The sequence below is a fragment of the Pseudomonas sp. NFIX10 genome (genome assembly GCF_900111955.1).
GTDB lineage: Bacteria > Pseudomonadota > Gammaproteobacteria > Pseudomonadales > Pseudomonadaceae > Aquipseudomonas > Aquipseudomonas fluorescens_AA.
In genome coordinates this window covers 21230-40086 of the sequence record NZ_FOKH01000042.1, presented here as the reverse complement: position 1 = coordinate 40086, position 18857 = coordinate 21230, and the positions used below count along the sequence as shown (strand labels likewise).

The 18857-nt window shown below is 62.0% G+C and carries 19 protein-coding genes; 5 read left to right on the top strand and 14 right to left on the bottom strand.

Annotated features, from left to right (window positions below):
• Window positions 1–226: 226 nt before the first annotated feature.
• Window positions 227–1948 carry a bifunctional isocitrate dehydrogenase kinase/phosphatase gene (gene aceK, locus BM321_RS27360; RefSeq protein WP_092446027.1) on the bottom strand — a complete coding sequence of 574 codons (1722 nt, stop codon included), beginning with the start codon at window positions 1946–1948 and terminating at the stop codon, window positions 227–229.
• 130 nt (window positions 1949–2078) lie between these two features.
• Between aceK and BM321_RS27355 the strand changes: the two genes are divergently transcribed.
• Complete coding sequence (locus BM321_RS27355) at window positions 2079–2987, top strand: DMT family transporter (protein WP_092333144.1); 909 nt, start codon at window positions 2079–2081, stop codon at window positions 2985–2987.
• Between the two features lie 121 nt (window positions 2988–3108).
• On the opposite strand, the gene BM321_RS27350 is transcribed toward BM321_RS27355, so the two are convergent.
• From BM321_RS27350 to cysK, 4 genes are all read right to left on the bottom strand, one after another.
• On the bottom strand, window positions 3109–3972 hold the full coding sequence (locus BM321_RS27350; protein WP_092333146.1) for a DMT family transporter: 864 nt from the start codon (window positions 3970–3972) through the stop codon (window positions 3109–3111).
• A gap of 95 nt (window positions 3973–4067) precedes the next feature.
• Complete coding sequence (locus BM321_RS30635) at window positions 4068–4232, bottom strand: hypothetical protein (protein WP_175534981.1); 165 nt, start codon at window positions 4230–4232, stop codon at window positions 4068–4070.
• Window positions 4233–4310: 78 nt separating this feature from the next.
• Complete coding sequence (locus BM321_RS27345; protein ID WP_092446025.1) at window positions 4311–5249, bottom strand: aspartyl/asparaginyl beta-hydroxylase domain-containing protein; 939 nt, start codon at window positions 5247–5249, stop codon at window positions 4311–4313.
• A 224-nt stretch (window positions 5250–5473) separates the two neighbouring features.
• Window positions 5474–6448: a cysteine synthase A gene (gene cysK / locus BM321_RS27340; RefSeq protein ID WP_092204651.1), complete on the bottom strand. Its 975-nt coding sequence runs from the start codon at window positions 6446–6448 to the stop codon at window positions 5474–5476.
• Window positions 6449–6579: 131 nt separating this feature from the next.
• On the opposite strand from cysK, the gene BM321_RS27335 reads away from it, so the two are divergent.
• Window positions 6580–7656 carry a DUF748 domain-containing protein gene (locus BM321_RS27335; RefSeq protein ID WP_092446051.1) on the top strand — a complete coding sequence of 359 codons (1077 nt, stop codon included), beginning with the start codon at window positions 6580–6582 and terminating at the stop codon, window positions 7654–7656.
• On the opposite strand, the gene BM321_RS27330 is transcribed toward BM321_RS27335, so the two are convergent.
• A complete protein-coding gene (locus BM321_RS27330) occupies window positions 7653–8153 on the bottom strand; it encodes a DUF2442 domain-containing protein (protein ID WP_092173094.1) in 501 nt (166 codons plus the stop codon). The genes BM321_RS27335 and BM321_RS27330 overlap by 4 nt on opposite strands.
• Window positions 8141–8371, bottom strand: a complete 231-nt coding sequence (locus tag BM321_RS27325) for a DUF4160 domain-containing protein (protein ID WP_092446023.1) — start codon at window positions 8369–8371, stop codon at window positions 8141–8143. The genes BM321_RS27330 and BM321_RS27325 overlap by 13 nt, the downstream gene beginning before the upstream one ends.
• A gap of 198 nt (window positions 8372–8569) precedes the next feature.
• Here BM321_RS27325 and BM321_RS27320 point away from each other — a divergent pair, with 198 nt between their 5' ends.
• A complete protein-coding gene (locus tag BM321_RS27320; protein WP_003184225.1) occupies window positions 8570–9415 on the top strand; it encodes an AAA family ATPase in 846 nt (281 codons plus the stop codon).
• Between the two features lie 33 nt (window positions 9416–9448).
• Entirely contained in the window at window positions 9449–10627 is a 1179-nt protein-coding gene (locus BM321_RS27315; protein WP_092446021.1) for a vWA domain-containing protein, read from the top strand.
• Window positions 10628–10732: 105 nt separating this feature from the next.
• Here BM321_RS27315 and BM321_RS27310 read toward each other — a convergent pair whose 3' ends face one another.
• The 7 genes from BM321_RS27310 to BM321_RS27280 all read right to left on the bottom strand — a co-directional run bounded on the left by BM321_RS27310 (window position 10733) and on the right by BM321_RS27280 (window position 16520).
• A complete protein-coding gene (locus tag BM321_RS27310) occupies window positions 10733–11653 on the bottom strand; it encodes a 5-oxoprolinase subunit C family protein (protein ID WP_092446019.1) in 921 nt (306 codons plus the stop codon).
• On the bottom strand, window positions 11650–12354 hold the full coding sequence (locus tag BM321_RS27305) for a 5-oxoprolinase subunit B family protein (RefSeq protein ID WP_092446017.1): 705 nt from the start codon (window positions 12352–12354) through the stop codon (window positions 11650–11652). The genes BM321_RS27310 and BM321_RS27305 overlap by 4 nt, the downstream gene beginning before the upstream one ends.
• Window positions 12351–13103, bottom strand: coding sequence for a 5-oxoprolinase subunit PxpA (locus tag BM321_RS27300; protein WP_092446015.1), 753 nt, complete (start codon window positions 13101–13103; stop codon window positions 12351–12353). Before BM321_RS27300 ends, BM321_RS27305 begins: the two co-directional genes overlap by 4 nt.
• Window positions 13104–13165: 62 nt before the next feature.
• Window positions 13166–14452 carry an MFS transporter gene (locus BM321_RS27295; RefSeq protein WP_092446013.1) on the bottom strand — a complete coding sequence of 429 codons (1287 nt, stop codon included), beginning with the start codon at window positions 14450–14452 and terminating at the stop codon, window positions 13166–13168.
• A 206-nt stretch (window positions 14453–14658) separates the two neighbouring features.
• Window positions 14659–15201: a DUF2937 family protein gene (locus BM321_RS27290; protein WP_018607553.1), complete on the bottom strand. Its 543-nt coding sequence runs from the start codon at window positions 15199–15201 to the stop codon at window positions 14659–14661.
• 12 nt (window positions 15202–15213) lie between these two features.
• On the bottom strand, window positions 15214–15990 hold the full coding sequence (locus tag BM321_RS27285) for a class II glutamine amidotransferase (RefSeq protein ID WP_092446011.1): 777 nt from the start codon (window positions 15988–15990) through the stop codon (window positions 15214–15216).
• A gap of 32 nt (window positions 15991–16022) precedes the next feature.
• Window positions 16023–16520, bottom strand: a complete 498-nt coding sequence (locus BM321_RS27280; RefSeq protein ID WP_092446009.1) for an MFS transporter — start codon at window positions 16518–16520, stop codon at window positions 16023–16025.
• Between the two features lie 135 nt (window positions 16521–16655).
• Here BM321_RS27280 and BM321_RS27275 point away from each other — a divergent pair, with 135 nt between their 5' ends.
• On the top strand, window positions 16656–18710 hold the full coding sequence (locus BM321_RS27275; RefSeq protein ID WP_092446007.1) for a S9 family peptidase: 2055 nt from the start codon (window positions 16656–16658) through the stop codon (window positions 18708–18710).
• Window positions 18711–18857 lie beyond the last annotated feature (147 nt).

The following is an 18857-nucleotide window of genomic DNA, read 5'->3' as shown; positions in this document are numbered from 1 at the left end:
ACGCAAGGGTCGTCGGTTTATGCAGGGGCGGATTGTCGCAGATTTGCGACCATTGCGCCGAACACGCAAAGCAGCCCACCCGCCACACCCTGGTGGGAGCGAGCTTGCTCGCAATGGCGGTGGTTCAGACTGCATTGATGTTGACTGAGATACCGCTATCGCGAGCAAGCTCGCTCCCACAGGGGATTTGCGTCAAGGCTGCTTTTGTGGCAAGGGAGCCTGGCGGTTATTCGTTGTCCAGGTCCTTGCGCCGATACGGGAACACATCGATCACCTTCCCCGCCCGGATCGCCTCTTGCAGGCTTTTCCAGTAGTCGGCGTTGTACAGCTCGCCGTGCAACTGGTCGAACAGCTTGCGCTGTCCGGCGTCGGCGAACAGGAACGGTGGGAATTCTTCGGGGAACACGTCCAGCGGCCCGATGGAATACCAGGGCTCGGAGGCCATTTCATCCTCCGGGGTACGGGGCTCGGGGATGTGGCGGAAATTGGCTTCGGTGAGGAAGCAGATTTCATCGTAGTCGTAGAACACCACGCGACCGTGGCGGGTCACGCCGAAGTTCTTGAGCAGCATGTCGCCGGGGAAGATATTGGCCGCCGCCAGTTGCTTGATCGCCAGACCGTAGTCTTCCAGCGCCTCGCGCACCTGGTCCGGGTTGGCGTTTTCCAGGTAGAGGTTCAGGGGCGTCATCCGGCGTTCGGTCCAGCAGTGCCGGATCAGCACCGTCTCGCCTTCCACCGACACCGTGGACGGCGCCACTTCCAACAGTTCCTCCAGGCAGGCCGGCTCGAACTTGCTCAGGGGAAAGCGGAAATCGGCGAACTCCTGGGTATCGGCCATACGTCCGACCCGGTCGACGCTTTTCACCAGTCGGTACTTCTCGATCACCGTGGCCCGGTCGACGTTTTTCGACGGCGAGAAGCGGTCCTTGATGATCTTGAACACCGTGTTGAAGCCCGGCAGCGTGAATACGCTCATGACCATCCCGCGCACGCCGGGGGCCATGATGAACTGGTCGTCGGTGTTCGCCAGGTGGTTGATCAGCGCCCGGTAGAACTCGGACTTGCCGTGCTTGTAGAAGCCGATGGAGGTGTACAACTCGGCGATGTGCTTGCCCGGCAGGATGCGCTTGAGAAAGCCGATGAATTCCGCCGGCACCGGCACGTCCACCATGAAGTACGAGCGGGTGAACGAGAAGATGATCGACACCTGCGCCTCGTCGGTGATCAGCGCATCGATCTGGATACCCCGGCCCTCACGGTGCAGCAGCGGGATCACCAGCGGCCATTGGTCGTCGCGGGTAAAGATCCGGCCCACCAGGTAGGCGCCCTTGTTGCGGTAGAGCACCGAGGAAAACAACTCCACCGTCAGTTCCGGGTCCTTGCAGACCCAGTCCGGCAGGTTCTCGCGCAGCTGCGCTTCGAGGCGCTGCAGATCGCCTGGCAGGTCGCCGTAGTCCTCGCTGAACCGGTAATCGGCGAACACGCTGGCCAGCATCCGGTCCAACTGCCCCTGGGGCTTGTAGGTGCGGGTCTGGGCGGCACGGGCCCGGCGCAGGCTGGGCCGGGTGGTGTGGATGAACATGGTGCCATCGCTGATCAGGTCGTGGCTGAACAGCCCGCAGAAGATCGAGTTGTACCAGGTTTCCGACAGTTCATCGTCGAAGCGCAGGTCGATCAGGCTGATGTAGGCGCTTTTGACCAGCGGCCAGCAGCCCACCTCCATCAGTGTTTCGTCATCGAAGGCCTTGTGCAGCCTGGCGACGGTTTCGAAGACTTTTTCTTCATACAAATTGATCCGCGCCGCCGACGCCGCTTGGGCCTCCAGCCACAGGGCCTGCTCGAACCGGGCGCGAGCGCCGTCGGTGATCTGCCGGAAATGCTCACGATAATCGTCGAAGCCGTCGAGGATCGAACGGGCGATTTCGAGGGCGGGCCATGGCTGCGGCATAGGGTAAACCTCGGCGGGTCATGCTTGTTATTGGCGACTGAGCTTAGAGGCCAATCACGCGCCAACGCAACCATTGCCATCGCCATGCCGGGCGGCGACACTTGCCACCCCATCAAGGAAGGAGTGGCTCGTGAACCTCGTCGACATCCTGCGTTTACTGTCATTGGCCGCCATCTGGGGGGCCAGCTTCCTGTTCATGCGCATCATCGCCCCCGTCATCGGCCCAATCCCCACGGCTTTCTTTCGCGTGTCCATCGCCTTCGTCGGGCTGCTGGTGATCCTGGCCCTGATGCGCGTCGACTGGAATTTTCGCGGCAAGCTCAAAGTCGTGATGGTGCTGGGCCTGATCAACTCAGGGATTCCGGCCACCTTTTATTCGCTGGCGGCCCAGGTGCTGCCGGCCGGTTATTCGGCGATTTTCAATGCCACCACGCCATTGATGGGGGTGTTGATCGGCGGCTTGTTCTTCAGCGAACAACTGACCCTGGCCAAGGTCAGCGGTGTCTTCCTGGGGCTGCTCGGCGTTGGCATCCTGACCCGCGCCGGCCCGGTGGCCTTCGACCTGCAACTGTTGATGGGCGCCCTCGCCTGCCTGCTGGCCACGACCTGCTACGGCTTTGCCGGTTTCCTCACCCGGCGCTGGCTCGATCACCAAGGAGGCCTGGACAGCCGCCTCTCCGCCCTGGGCAGCATGTTCGGTGCCACGGTGTTTTTGCTGCCGCTGTTTGGTTACGGCGTCATCAGCCAGCCGCCGGCCAGTTGGGGTGGCTGGAGCGTCTGGTTGTCACTGCTGGGCCTGGGCCTGGTGTGCACCGCCCTGGCGTACATTCTTTACTTCCGCTTGCTCAGTTCCATCGGCCCGGTCAAATCCATGACCGTGACGTTCCTGATCCCGCCGTTCGGCGTGTTGTGGGGGGCGTTGCTGCTGGATGAGCCGTTGGGGATGGCGCATTTGTATGGCGGGGTGTTGATTGCGGCGGCGTTGTGGCTGGTGTTGAAACCTGGGGTGGTGAAACCGGCTGAAGCGTCTGCCCGGTAGTTCATCGGTGTGGCTGAATAGGCCATCGCGAGCAAGCTCGCTCCCACAGAGGGCTGCGCATAACCCTGTGGGAGCGAGCTCGCTCGCGATGGCGGTGGTACAACCAGCGAACAGCTAAGGGCTAGCGGCTCTTACGAAACACGAACACCAACCCCACGATGATCAGCGCCATCCCCAGCAAGCTCAACAACGCCAGCCGGTTGCCGAACACCAGGTAGTCCATGATCGCCGTCACCGCCGGCACCAGGTAGAACAGGCTGGTGACATTGACCAGGTTGCCACGGGCAATCAAACGGTACAGTAGCAACGTCGCCAGTACCGACACCACCAGCCCCATCCACAACACCGGCACGAAGAACCCCGTGCTGTATTCGAAGTGAAACGGCTGGAACGGCACGAACACCGCGCACAACACCAACCCGGCCAGGTATTGCACCGGCAGCGTGCCCAGTGGGTTATCGGTGATGCGCTTCTGCATGATGGAACCGGCCGTCATGCTCACCAGTGCCAGCAACCCGCACACCATCCCCGCCAGGGACATGCCGGCCAGGCCGATGCCCTGGTACACCACCATGACCAACCCGACCAGGCCCAGCACCAGGCCGAACATCCGCGACCAGGAGCGCTGACGTTCCATGAGCACCACGGTCAGGATCGGTTGCACGCCCATCAGGGTGGCCATGACCCCGGGCGTGACACTCATTTGCAGCGCCAGCAGATAAAAAATCTGATAGGCGCCCAGCAGCACCAGCCCGGTGGTCACCGCGTACAGCATCGGCTTGCCGGTCTTGGGCAGCTTGAACTTGAGCATGGGTATCAACAGCACCAACGCGAACAGCGCGATGGCAAAACGGATCAGCAAAAAGGCGAAGGGGGAAGCGTGGGCCAGGCCCAGCTTGGAAAAGATCGCCCCGCTGCTCCACAGCAAAACGAACAGGCTCGTGGAAGCCGCCGCCAATAAGGCGTTTTTGGAAAGGGAAAACATGGATACCACCTGTAGTCAGGCAAAAAGCCAACTCAGCCGAAGCTGAAATCCAGTCGTTTTTTCAGGCGGGCACAGGGGATGGCAACCGTTGCCGATCAGCCCTGGATGCCAACACCCGGCGGTGATACGACGGCGTACACCGATGAGCGACTGACAGGTGGGGGGTATTGACCGATCTGCACAGGCTGCTGATTCCCACACGGCACGACGCCAGCGTTGAACGCTGGAACCACGACCGCGATGACAGGGGATGCAGGCATGAGCCGATCTCTTGAAGAGTGGGTTCGAAAACCCGAAGAGCGCTGACTATAACCAGCACTCGATGGACTACGCAATGGTTAAACGAACAACCAATAGCCAAGCGCCGTCAGCACCACCACCGCCAACACCGGCCGCATCACCCGGTAGGCCTTGGGATGCTTGCGTTTGAACTGCTTGACCCGGCCGCTGATGCCGTCACTGAACGTCTTGCTCCAGGCATAGGCCCGGTTGATGCCGCCGACGTGTTCATCCTCCAGGTTCTGCGGCGCGGTGGCGCGGCCGAGAAACGCGCTGATGCTGCGGTTGAGGCGGGTCATCAGCCGGCTTTTCAGGGGCCGCTCGACATCGCAGAACAGGATTACGCGGGTCTGTGGGGTTTCGTTCTTGACCCAGTGCACATAGGTTTCATCGAACATGACGTCTTCGCCGTCGCGCCAGGCGTAGATCTGACCATCGACGAAGATCCGGCAGTCATCGGAATTGGGCGTGGACAGCCCCAGGTGATAACGCAACGAACCGGCGAAGGGGTCTCGATGTGGATTCAGATGGCTGCCACCGGGCAACAGGGCAAACATCGCGCCCCGGACGTTGGGAATTCGACTGACCAGCTCGACCGTCCTGGGGCAGAGCAACTCGGCCGACGGCAGCGGTTTGTCGTACCACTTGAGGTAGAAACGCTTCCACCCCTTCTTGAAGAACGAGCCGAACCCGGCGTCGTTATTCTTCTCGGCGGCACGAATGTAACCCTCGTCGAACAAATGCATGGCCTCGTCGCGAATGACCTGCCAGTTGTCCTTGAGCACATCCAGCTCGGGGAATCTGCTGCGATCCAGGTAAGGCTTCGAAGGCACGCCGGAGAACAGGTACATCAAGGCGTTATAGGGGGCGAACAGCGCCGAGTGATTGACGAATTGGCGCAATACCGGCAAGCGTGCCTTGCCACGCAAATGCACATAAAGCGTACTGCCCAGAAACAGCAGCAACACCAAGGCCTTGGCGACAAACGAAACGGTCATTTTTACAACTCCTTGTCCAAAAACAACTGACGCGACGCCTACTGCCCGACGTAGCCGGGGCCATGTTAATCCCTAATGGCCCGAGTAAAAACCGTCTGACGCGACATTCTGTATTGAGCGAAACGCAATAAACACTTTCTAACATGCGCCGCCTGAACCTTGGCTGACGTATCGAACAATCATTCAACCTACAAAAGCGTCTCGCGACACCTGTGAATTCACGATCACTGCTGAGTCTCCTGCTCGGTAAACAAATCACTGAACAACATACTCGACAAGTACCGCTCGCCCGAATCCGGCAGGATCACGACGATGGTCTTGCCCTGCATTTCCGGTTTTTCCGCCAGGCGCACAGCCACGGCCATCGCCGCCCCGCAGGAAATCCCGCAGAGGATGCCCTCCTCCTGCATCAAGCGCAGGGCCATGGCCTTGGACTCCTCGTCAGTGACCCGCTCGACCAGGTCGACGATCGACAGGTCGAGGTTCTTCGGCACGAACCCGGCACCGATTCCCTGGATCTTGTGGGGGCTGGGCTTGATCTCATGGCCCGCCATCGCCTGGGTGATCACTGGCGAAACCTCAGGTTCGACCGCCACCGACAGGATCGGTTTGCCACAGGTGTTCTTGATATACCGCGAAACCCCGGTAATGGTTCCGCCGGTGCCCACGCCCGCCACCAGCACATCCACCGCGCCGTCGGTGTCGTTCCAGATTTCCGGGCCGGTGGTCTTTTCGTGGATCGCCGGGTTCGCCGGGTTATCGAACTGCTGCGGCATGAAGTATTTGGAAGGGTCGCTGGCCAGGATCTCGGCGGCCTTCTCGATGGCCCCCTTCATGCCCTTCGCCGGTTCGGTGAGCACCAGCTCCGCCCCCAGGGCCTTGAGCACCTTGCGGCGCTCGATGCTCATGGAGGCCGGCATGGTCAGCATCAGTTTGTAGCCACGGGCGGCGGCCACGAACGCCAGGCCGATCCCGGTGTTGCCCGAGGTCGGTTCGACGATGGTCATGCCCGGCTTGAGTTTGCCCGAGCTTTCAGCGTCCCAGATCATGTTCGCGCCGATCCGGCACTTGACCGAATACCCTGGGTTGCGCCCCTCGATCTTGGCCAGGATGGTCACACCGCGCGGCGCAATGCGGTTGATCTGTACCAGTGGCGTATTGCCGATGGAATGGGCGTTGTCAGCGAATATACGACTCATGACTGGGTCCTTGATGCGACGAGAATTTAAGCCTTTAAAGGTATGCCTGTTGCCCACGGGCGTCCAGTTGCACCGAACGTTCCCACCACTACGACAGTCAATGGCTTTAACAGCGCTGGAGACTGATGGACATGAAGCGTCGATACAGCTGGCCATTGTGGGGGCTCGCCGCCATCGTTGCGGTGTTGGTAATCCTGCACTTCACCTTGCCCTACCTGGTGCGCAACTACCTCAACGACAAGCTGGCCGAAATGGGCGATTATCGCGGCCAGGTTGCCGACGTGGACCTGGCCCTCTGGCGCGGGGCCTACCGGATCAACGGCCTGAAGATCGTCAAGGTCGACGGCAAGGTCCCGGTACCGTTCGTCGACGCCCCCCTGGTCGACCTGTCGGTCAGTTGGCATTCGTTGTGGTATGACCATGCCGTGGTGGCCGAGGCGCAATTCACCCGCCCCGAAGTGAACTTCGTCGACGGCGGGACCAACCGGCAGAACTCCCAGACCGGCCAAGGCACCAACTGGCGGGAGCAATTGAGTAAGTTGCTGCCCATTACCCTCAACGAAGTGCGAATCAGGGACGGCAAGGTCACCTTCCGCAACTTCAACTCCAAGCCACCGGTCAACCTGCGGGCCACCGACGTCAACGCCAACTTCTATAACCTGACCAACGTGGTCGACACCGAGGGCAAGCGCGATGCCCGCTTCGAGGGCAAGGCCCTGGTGGCCGAACATGCGCCCCTGGAAATGCAGGCTACCTTTGACCCGTTGAGCGACTTCGAGGACTTCGACTTCCGCCTGCGGGCCACGAACATCGAACTCAAGCGCCTGAACGACTTCGCCGCAGCCTATGGCAAGTTCGATTTCAATGCCGGCCACGGCGACCTGGTGGTCGAGGCCGAAGCCGACAACGCCCGACTCAGCGGCTATATCAAGCCGCTGCTGCGTGACGTCGACGTCTTCGATTGGCAGCAGGACGTGGAAAACAAGAACAAGAACATCTTCCGCTCGGTCTGGGAAGCGCTGGTCGGCACAGGCGAAACGGCCCTCAAGAATCAGCGCAAGAACCAGTTCGCCACCCGGGTGGAACTCAGCGGCAATGTCCACCAGCAGAACATCAGCGCCTTCGAAGCTTTCCTGCAGATCCTGCGCAACGGTTTCGTCCAGGCGTTCAACGCCCGTTATGAACAGCCACCGCCTTCGACCGACTAGGGTTTGCGCGTGACGGTGTAGCGGCCGATCGGTTCCGCCGCCGCGATGCCCGCGCCACGTTGCAGCGAGTCCCATCCCAAGCACGCGAGGGCCAGCGAACGAGGTACAGCCTCGCGCCCGCTGCTATAGCGAGTGATGCTGCGAGTGCTGACCCCGAGGGCTTCGGCTGCCTTGTTCAACGGCAGGCCGGTACGGGCACGCCAATCGATGAAGATACGGGTATTTTCATCCACGGCATTCTGCGCCAGCGCATCCAGATACAAGGTATCGGCACCGATCTGGATATCCAGTTCGGGCCATTCCACGCTCCAACCATCATCCCCCAGGCTCGCACCTCCAAACGCAGCCTCTTTCAGCAAAGGCTGCAAGCCTGGGTAACGTTGCACGTCGGCACTCAAGTCCAGCGTCAATTGCTGCCCGTCGATGAACGTCAGTTCAAGGCTGAACGGTAATAAGGCCTGCACGGCCAATAGCCGCGGCCGTTTCATGGGTAACATCGTTTCCAATCCTCCAACAGTTGCGCCTGGTGGACCCTGACCCAGTCCAGCGCTTCCTGAATGATCAACGGCGGCGCACGGCCCATCATCACTTCCACCGTTTCCAGGCTCAACATCACATCCACCCCACCACCCGTCAGGTGAACATGGGGCGGTGGATGGTCTCGTTCACGCAGTTGAATGCGGTAAGTATTTTTAAATCGATATTTAGTGGACATGCACCAAACATATCGCCAAATTGGCGATATGCAATACTGGCAAGCAGCCTAGACTGAGTCAACATGTGACGCCCCATTCAGAGACTGAATACAGCGTCTGCGTTCACAGTCGGCGGGGCCTCGCGTTATAGTCGGGCACGATATCTATTTCGTGCGCCCCGCCTCGCCAGGCCGGCGACACCGTTCGAGGAATTGCAGATGAAGTTCGAAGGCACCAGCGCTTACGTGGCCACCGATGACCTGAAACTGGCCGTGAACGCCGCCATTACCCTGGAGCGGCCGTTGCTGGTCAAGGGCGAACCGGGCACCGGCAAGACCATGCTGGCCGAACAACTGGCCGAGTCCTTCGGCGCGCGCCTGATCACCTGGCACATCAAGTCCACCACCAAGGCTCACCAGGGCCTGTACGAGTACGACGCGGTCAGCCGCCTGCGGGACTCGCAACTGGGCGTGGACAAGGTCCACGATGTGCGCAACTACCTGAAGAAGGGCAAGCTCTGGGAAGCGTTCGAGTCCGAGGAGCGGGTGATCCTGCTGATCGACGAAATCGACAAGGCCGACATCGAGTTCCCCAACGACCTGCTGCAGGAACTCGACAAGATGGAGTTCTACGTCTACGAGACCGACGAAACCATCAAGGCCAAGCAGCGCCCGATCATCATCATTACCTCCAACAACGAAAAGGAACTGCCGGACGCCTTCCTGCGTCGCTGCTTCTTCCACTACATCGCCTTCCCTGACCGCGTCACGCTGCAGAAAATCGTCGATGTGCATTACCCGGACATCAAGAAGGACCTGGTCAGCGAAGCGCTGGACGTGTTCTTCGACGTGCGCAAGGTGCCAGGCCTGAAGAAAAAGCCCTCCACTTCCGAACTGGTGGACTGGCTCAAGCTGCTGATGGCCGACAATATCGGCGAAGCGGTGCTGCGCGAGCGTGATCCGACCAAGGCCATCCCGCCACTGGCCGGCGCCCTGGTCAAGAACGAGCAGGACGTGCAACTGCTCGAGCGCCTGGCGTTCATGAGCCGTCGCGGCACCCGCTGATCCTCTTCGTCCAACAGAGCGAGGGCGATTGCCATGCTGCTTAACCTGTTCAACGAGATGCGCGCCGCCAAGGTGCCCGTGTCGGTGCGTGAACTGCTGGACCTGATCAACGCGCTGAAACAGCGGGTGATCTTCGCCGACATGGACGAGTTCTATTACCTGTCCCGGGCCATCCTGGTGAAGGACGAACGGCATTTCGACAAGTTCGACCGGGCGTTCGCCGCCTACTTCAACGGCCTGGAGAAACTCGACGACCACCTCCAGGCGCTGATTCCCGAGGACTGGCTGCGCAAGGAATTCGAACGCTCGCTGACCGATGAGGAACGGGCACAGATCCAGTCCCTGGGCGGCCTGGACAAGCTGATCGAAGAATTCAAGAAACGCCTGGAAGAACAGAAGGAACGCCATGCCGGTGGCAACAAGTGGATCGGCACCGGCGGCACCAGCCCGTTCGGCTCCGGCGGCTTCAATCCCGAGGGCATTCGGGTCGGCGACGCCGGCAAGCGCCAGGGCAAGGCCGTGAAGGTCTGGGACCAACGCGAGTACAAGAACCTCGACGATCAGGTGGAACTGGGCACCCGCAACATCAAGATCGCCCTGCGCCGGCTGCGCAAGTTTGCCCGCCAGGGTGCGGCCGAAGAGCTGGACATCGACGGCACCATCGACCACACCGCCCGGGACGCCGGCCTCTTGAACATCCAGATGCGCCCGGAGCGACGCAACACCGTCAAGTTGCTTCTGCTGTTCGACATCGGCGGTTCGATGGATGCCCACGTGAAGGTTTGCGAAGAACTGTTCTCGGCCTGCAAGACCGAGTTCAAGCACCTGGAGTACTTCTACTTCCATAACTTCGTCTACGAATCGGTGTGGAAGAACAACCTGCGCCGCACTTCCGAGCGCACCTCGACCCAGGATCTGCTACACAAGTACGGTGCCGACTACAAAGTGATCTTCATCGGCGACGCCGCCATGGCCCCCTATGAAATCACCCAGGCCGGCGGCAGCGTCGAACACTGGAACGAAGAAGCCGGTTATGTGTGGATGCAGCGCTTCATGGAGAAGTACAAGAAGCTCATCTGGATCAATCCTTACCCCAAGGACACCTGGGGTTATACCGCCTCGACCAACATCGTGCGCGAGTTGGTGGAAGACCGGATGTATCCGCTGACCTTGCGGGGGTTGGAGGAAGGGATGCGGTTTCTGTCCAAGTAAGATTTTGGTTGCCTGTTCAGGCCTCATCGCGAGCAAGCTCGCTCCCACACTGGATCTTCGTCACACTGAAGATCCCCTGTGGGAGCGAGCTTGCTCGCGATGCTTTTAGCGATTTAACAGCCCCCGCAGACACTCCACCTGCTGGCGATGCGCAACCTCCTGCACCACCGGCCGCAACCGCACCTGCGCCCCCGGCAGGCATTGCGCCAGCCGGGCCAGGGCCAATGGGGTCAGGGCGCCCAGGCGTGGATAACCGCCGATGGTTTGCCGGTCATTAAGCAGCACGATCGGCTGGCCATCCGGCGGCACCTGCACAGCGCCCAAGGGGATTCCTTCGGAAATCATCGCCGCCCCCTGATACGCCAGCGCCGTGCCCAGTAACCGCATGCCCATGCGGTCGGCGCGACTGTCCAGCGTCCACGGGGTGTTGAACGCGTCGAACAGACTCTGCCCGCTGAACACGCCATTCTGCGCCCCCAGGATCAGGTCCAGCGGCTGCGCTTGCTGGAAATCCGGAATCCGCGTGTGCGGCATGGGCCGAGGCGTCGCCGTGCCTGAATAGCTCAAGTGCGCCCCGCGACTCAGCGCCCGCCCCCGTCCATCCAGGCCTCCGAGTTCCTCACGCACCACCGTCGCCCGGCTGCCCAGCACCACAGGCGCGTTGAAACCGCCAGGGGCCGCCAGGTAGGCCCGGGCACCGAGCACCGGTTGGGTGAGCGCCAGCACCTGGCCCTTGCGCAGGCTGAAGAAGCGCCACGATGCCACGCCCTGGCCGTCTATTCGCGCGCCCAGGTCCGCCCCGGCCAGCGCCAGCACGCAATCCTCTTCGGCCACCACGGTAAAGCCGCCGAGGGTAATCTCCACCACCGCCGCGTCCAGGCCATTGCCGAGCATCCAATTGGCCCAGGCCATCGACAGCCAGTCCGCCGCCCCGCCCTGGGTCACGCCCAGGTGCCTCACACCGAAACGGCCGGCGTCCTGCAACAGGCACAGCGGTGTGCTGGCCTCGATCAACAACCGGCTCATGCCTGGGTCTCCAGCGGTGTGTCGTCGCCACCCAGCGCGATGAATTCGGCATGGTCCACGGGGGCAAAACGCACCGTGTCCCCCGGCTGCATCAGGCTGTAGCCGTCGCGCTCACGATCAAACAGTTTGGCCGGGGTGCGACCGATCAGGTTCCAGCCGCCGGGCGACACCACTGGATACGCCGCGGTCTGGCGTTCGGCGATGCCGACACTGCCCGCGGCCACGCGCTTGCGCGGCGTGTCGAGGCGCGGTGCAGCCAATGCTTCGTCCACCAGCCCCATGAAGGCGAAGCCGGGCGCGAAACCCAGGGCAAACACCTGGTACTCGCGTTCGCTGTGGCGACGGATCACCTGGGCGACCGTCAAGCCGCTGCGGCTCGCCAGCAGTGCCAGTTCCGGCCCGACGCCAAGGTCGTACCACACCGGCAGCACGTGGCATTGGCCGGCGGACCGGGCATCCGGGGAGAGGTTATGCAGCGCCTCGCCGATCAATGCGCGGGCCTGGGCCGGGTCCAGGGCGAGCAAGTCGTAGTGCACCATCAAGGTGGTGTAGGACGGCACCAGATCGATCAGACGTTCGGCAAACACCGCTCGCAGGCGCTCGCTGGCGGCGAGCATCCAGGGCATGTTGGCCTCGGCGATCTCGTCGAACAGGCGCACCATCAGGCAGTCCACCGCCACCACTTCCAAGCGTGGTTTCATGGCGCACGCTGCCGGTCCAGGGCTTCGCGGATACGTTGCACGGCCGCCACGGAGCTGGCGTTGTCACCGTGCACGCACAAGGTATTGGCTTTCAGGTGCAAAGCGCTGCCATCACTGGCGGTCAACGCATCGCCGCGGGCAATGGTCAGGGCCTGCCCGATTATGACCTCGGGATCGTGGTGCACCGCGCCCGGCGCTTGCCGCGAAACCAGGCGGCCGCCACTGTCGTAGGCGCGATCGGCAAAGGCTTCGAACCACAGGGTCAGGCCGTACTCGTCACCCAAGGCCTGGGCGGCGCTGTTGTCCCGGGTCGCCAGGAGCATCAGCGGCAGTTGCCGATCATAGGCCGCGACAGCCTGGATCACCGCGCGCAGCTGCGCCGGGTTGGCCATCATGTCGTTGTACATCGCGCCGTGGGGTTTGACGTAGCTCACCTGCCCGCCCTGAGCCCGGCAGATGCCGTCGAGGGCGCCGATCTGGTAATGCAGCAAGTCCTGCAATTCCTGGGCGCCATAGGCCATGGAACGGCGGCCGAAGCCCGCCAGGTCCTGATAGGCCGGGTGCGCGCCGATCCGCACGCCGTGGCTTAGGGCCAGACTGACGGTCTTGCGCATGATGCTCGGGTCGCCAGCGTGGAAGCCGCAGGCGATGTTGGCGCAATCGATGAAGGGCATCACCTCGGCGTCCAGACCCATGGTCCAGCTGCCGAAGCTTTCGCCAATGTCGCAGTTCAATAGCAGGCGGTTCACGGTGAACGCTCCTGTAGGTTCTTTCTTTGTTTAACTGTGGGGCATACCCCACAGGTTATCAGTTACTCGGCTTCCAACTGCTTGCCTTGGGTTTCCGGCAGGCTCAGGGCCGCCAGGATCACCACGCCATAGGACACCGCTGCGAACGCCCCGATACCCACGCTCAGCGGCACCTTCTGGCTCAAGATACCGATCAACAGCGGGAACAATGCCGCCACCGCCCGGCCAATGTTGTAGCAGAAGCCTTGGCCCGAACCACGAATGCGCGTAGGAAACAGTTCGGTGAGGAACGAGCCCATGCCGCTGAACATGCCCGACGCGAAGAACCCCAAGGGGAAGCCCAGCCAGAGCATCACGTTATTGCTCACCGGCACCTGGGTGTACAGCAGGACGATGGTGAAGGAGCCGACGGCGTACAGGACGAAGTTCTTTTTGCGCCCCAGGATGTCACTCAAATAGGCACTGATGACATAACCCACGTAGGAACCGACGATCACCATCGCCAGGTAGCCGCCGGTGCTCAATACACTCAGGCCGCGCTCATTTTTCAGGAACGTCGGCAGCCAGGAGGTGATGGCGTAGTAACCGCCCAGGGCACCGGTGGTCAGCAGCGAGGCGCGAAGGGTGGTGAAGAGAATGCCGGGGGCAAAAATCTCGTAGAACTTCGCAGGGTTTTCCGGCGTCAGCCGGGCCTTGGTCTGCTTATAGACGTCCGGATCCTTGACCAGTCGGCGGACGAAAATCACGAACACCGCCGGCACGATGCCGAGGATGAACAGTGCACGCCAGGCGTCTTCCGGCGGCAGCACCGAGAACAGCAATGCATACAGGATCGCCGTCAGGCCCCAGCCCAGCGCCCAGCCCGACTGCACCATGCCCACGGCCTTGCCGCGATCCTTGGCACGGATCACTTCGCCCATCAACACCGCACCGGCGGTCCACTCGCCACCAAAGCCGAAGCCCATCAATGTGCGAGCGATCAACAGTTGTTCGTAGTTCTGGGCAAAGCCGCACAGGAAAGTGAAGAAGGCAAACCACAGCACTGTCAGTTGCAGGGTGCGCACCCGGCCGATACGGTCGGAGAGAATCCCCGCCAGCCAGCCACCAATGGCCGAAGCGATCAAGGTGCTGGTGTGGATCAGGCCTGCCTGGCCGGTGGTGATGCCCCACATTGCGATCAGGGTCGGCACCACGAAACTGAGCATCTGGGTGTCCATGCCGTCCAGGGCGTAACCGATCTTGCAGCTCCAGAAAGTGCGACGTTCCTGCTGGTTGATGTTGCGATACCAATCGAACGGGCCAGAACGGGCCTGGGGTTGGGGGACGTCGAGCGTGTCGGGTGCACTCATGGCGGTTCTCCACGGTTTTATTTTTTTGAGTCTCGACGACGCTGACGTGGAGACCGTTGCCCCGATTCTTGAGCGCGCGGCCGATCCCGTCCAACGAATAAAACCTTGGCTGGGTCATAAGAAAAATTTGATTGGGTAACACGCAGGGCCTGAACACCGTTGTGGCGAGGGAGCTTGCTCCCTCGCCACAGAAGCCGGCGGCGGCTTTACAACCCCCGCAGATCCCGCTCTTCAATCGGCCGCCCCTGGCGCAGGCGCTTGCCACCCAGCACCACCCAGTCGATCAGGCGGAACAGGCATTCCAGGCCGAACGACAGCAACATCGCGCCGCTGATGCCCCAGACCATGGCCTCGGGGGTCAGCAGGATCTGGTAGCTGTAGCCGTTCCAGGTTTCCTTGCGAATGTCCGGATCGGCGGCCAGGGCCACTTGCAGCAGGCGGATGTACCACGGCCCTTGCATGGCCTGGAATTGCTTGTCCAGGGCCTGTTGGCGCACGAGCAAGGTGTTCAGGCTGTCGGCATCGCTGCGAAAGATCGGGTCCTCGCTGGCGCGGTAATGGGCCACCAGGGCCTGCATGTCGCCCTTGAAGAACTGATTGGCGGTGCCCTGGAAACCTTGCAGGCCGGTCTGCGCCTCGATCAGGTGAGCTTCGACCCGCTTGGCGTAATCATTGATGAAGCCCGGCACCTGGACTCCAACCAACAGGCCCACCGCGAACAACACCAGCCGTAGATAACTGAGCAACATAACGTGACGTCCTTATTCGGTCCGGCCGTGGCTGACGCATTCGCCGCGTCGCCACAGGCTCCATTGGCCCGGTTCGTAGCGGGTCCAGGTTTCGTTTTCGGTCAAGGGCTCGGTGGCGATCACCGTGACCACGTCGTTGGGCGTGGTCTCCGCCTGGAAATCGACAATCACATCCACGTCCTTGAGCCGCGCCGGGCCGAAGGGCGCGCGACGGGTGATCTGGGCCAGTTTGGTCGAGCAATAGCAGAACAGCCAGTCGCCATCGCTGAGCAGGCAGTTGAACACGCCTTTGCTGCGGTATTCGGTGCAGGCCTCGATCAACGACGGCAGCAGTTGCTCTGCCTCCACCGGCTCCGGGAAGGCCTGGCGCACGCGGTTGAGCAAATCGCAGAAGGCCGCTTCGCTGTCGGTGTCGCCCACCGGGCGGTAGAAGCTCACGCCCGGTTGGAAATCGGCCAGCTGGCCGTTGTGGGCAAAACACCAGTTGCGGCCCCACAACTCACGCACGAAGGGGTGGGTGTTGGACAGGCAGACTTTGCCGACATTGGCCTGGCGAATATGCCCGATCACCACTTCGCTCTTGATCGGATAACGCTGCACCAGGTTCGCCACTTCCGATTCGCTGCTGGCGGCCGGGTCCTGGAACAGGCGCAGGCCACGACCTTCATAGAAGGCGATGCCCCACCCGTCCCGGTGCGGCCCGGTCTTGCCACCGCGCTGCATCAGCCCGGTGAAGCTGAACACGATGTCGGTCGGCACATTGGCGCTCATGCCCAGTAACTCACACATGCTCGAACTCTCGCTTCAAGGGGCAGACCTGCTTACAGGCGCGGTTCGATACGCGAACGCTGGGGGTTGCTCGGCACGGGCGGGCGACCGTAGCGGTCATCACCGGCCACGCCGAACGGTGGTTCGTCCTCCGGCTCATCGGCCGCGGCGGCGGCTTTGGCGGCGGCAGCCCGTTCCTTGCGCACGTTGGCGGCACGCTCGATGGGGAAGCGGATCAGCACGATCACCAAGTAGAGGCCGAAGGCGATCATGCCGTACATGAGCAGATCGGACGCCGCCCGCCAGACGTTGTTGCCGACCTTGAACAGGATATCCAGGGCGACAATGGCCAAGGCCGGGGCGACTTTGTCCTTCACCGGGTCTACGATGGTGGGACTGAACAGCAACACCGCCATCAGCAAGCGCAGCGGTTCGCGCAACCAGCGCCACATCCAGCGGGTCATGCGCATCCACACCAGCAGGCAACCCAGGGCAGCGAAGGCGTAGAGGCCCCAGGCGATCAGATAGTCATTCTCGGTCATGGTGTCCATGGCAAGGCAGGCAAAGAGACGCTTATAGTAACGGCTTTTCGCGCGTCAGGCTGCCCCGGCGTCTGGCGAATGGCCTGTGTGGTGGGTTCTGTCCAGGCCGCGTGCCCCTTTTCGTACAACGTTCGAGAGCCTTTCATGTCCCTATCTGCCCACGTTTCCAACGCCCCGATTGCCCGCAGGGACGCCGGTGTTGACCCGTACGCCTGGCTGCAGGAGCGCGACACCGACGCCGTGCTCGACTACCTCAAGGCGGAAAACCGCTATCAGGAGGCGCAACTCGCCGATCAGGCCGAATTGCGCGAAACCCTGTTCCAGGAAATCAAGGGCCGGATCCTCGAGACCGACCTGTCACTGCCCTCGCCCTGGGGCCCATACCTGTATTACACCCGCACCACCGCCGGTGACGAATACCCGCGCCACTACCGCTGCCCACGCCCGGCCGACGACAGCCTGAACGTGGACGAAAGCCACGAACAACTGCTGCTGGACCCGAACGCGCTGGCCGGCGGCGAATTCTTTGCCCTGGGCGCCTTCAGCATCAGCCCCGACCACCAGCGCCTGGCCTACAGCCTGGACACCACGGGCGACGAGATCTACACCCTGTTCGTCAAGGAGTTGTCCAACGACAGGATCAGTGAGCTGTCCTTCGACAATTGCGACGGCAGCATGACCTGGGCCAACGACAGCCTGACGCTATTTTTTGGTGAGTTGGACGACACCCACCGCCCCCACAAGCTCTGGCGCTATCGCCTGGACGGCACCGCCGCCGAAGAAGTGTTCCATGAGCCGGACGGGCGTTTCTTCCTGCATTGCTATCGTTCGAGCTCGGAAAAGCAACTGATCCTGTCCCTGGGCAGCAAGACCACCAGCGAAGTCTGGGTACTGGACGCCGCGCAACCGCAACAGCCCTTCACCTGCCTGGCGCCACGCCTGGAAAACCACGAATACGACGTCGACCACGGCCTGCTCGATGGCCAATGGACCTGGTTGATCCGCAGCAACCGCGACGGGATCAACTTCGCCCTGTACCAGGCCGCCGACACCGGCGTGGCGCCGACCGAGGCCGACTGGCAGAACCTGATCCCCCACAGCGATACGGTGATGATCGACGGCCTGAGCCTGAACGCCAGGGCCATGACCTTGAGCCTGCGTGAGGGCGGCCTGCCGATCATCGAGGTGCATCCCCAGGACTTGCCGGCGTATCGGGTGCAGTTGCCGGACGCGGCCTACAGCCTGCATGTGCAGAACAGCCTGGAATTCGCCAGCGATCGCATCCGCCTGCGCTACGAGGCCCTGAACCGGCCGGCGCAGATCCGCCAATTGGACCTGGCCAGCGGCGAACAGGTTGTCCTCAAGCAAACCCCGGTACTGGGGCCGTTCGATGCCGATGCCTACGTCAGCCAACGGCTGTGGGCCACAGCACCAGACGGCACACAAGTGCCCATCAGCCTGGTGGTCAAGCGCGAAGCCCTCGGCCGGCCGGTACCGCTGTACCTGTACGGCTACGGCGCTTACGGCGAAAGCCTCGACCCGTGGTTTTCCCATGCGCGGCTGAGCCTGCTCGACCGCGGCGTGGCGTTTGCCATCGCCCATGTGCGAGGCGGCGGCGAGCTGGGGGAAGCCTGGTATCGCGCCGGCAAGCAGGAACACAAGCACAACACGTTCAGCGATTTCATCGCCTGTGCCGAGCATTTGATCGCCAACGGCTTCACCACCGCCGAACAACTGGCGATCAGCGGCGGCAGCGCCGGTGGCCTGCTGATCGGCGCAGTGCTCAATCAACGCCCGGAGCTGTTCAAGGTTGCGATTGCCGAGGTGCCGTTCGTCGATGTGCTCAACACCATGCTCGACCCGGACCTGCCGCTGACCGTGACCGAATACGACGAATGGGGCAATCCAGAGGAGCCGGACGTTTATGATCGGATCCGGGCCTACGCCCCGTACGAAAACGTCCGCGCCCAGGCGTACCCGGCGCTGCTGGTGATCGCCGGTTACAACGACAGTCGCGTGCAGTACTGGGAAGCGGCCAAGTGGGTGGCGAAATTGCGCGCCACCAAGACCGACGACAACCCTCTGCTGCTCAAGACCGAACTGGGCGCCGGCCACGGCGGAATGAGCGGGCGCTACCAGGGATTGCGTGACGTAGCGCTCGAATATGCATTTGTCTTGAAGGTTTTGGGGTTGGGTTGAGGAACTCTGTGGGATGGCCGGGTCTTAGCTCCATGCGCTGGGCATCCCAGATCAGATAATTGTGGGAGCGAGCTTGCTCGCGATGGCGTCGGATCAGTCAGTATTGATGTTGACTGACACATCGCTATCGCGAGCAAGCTCGCTCCC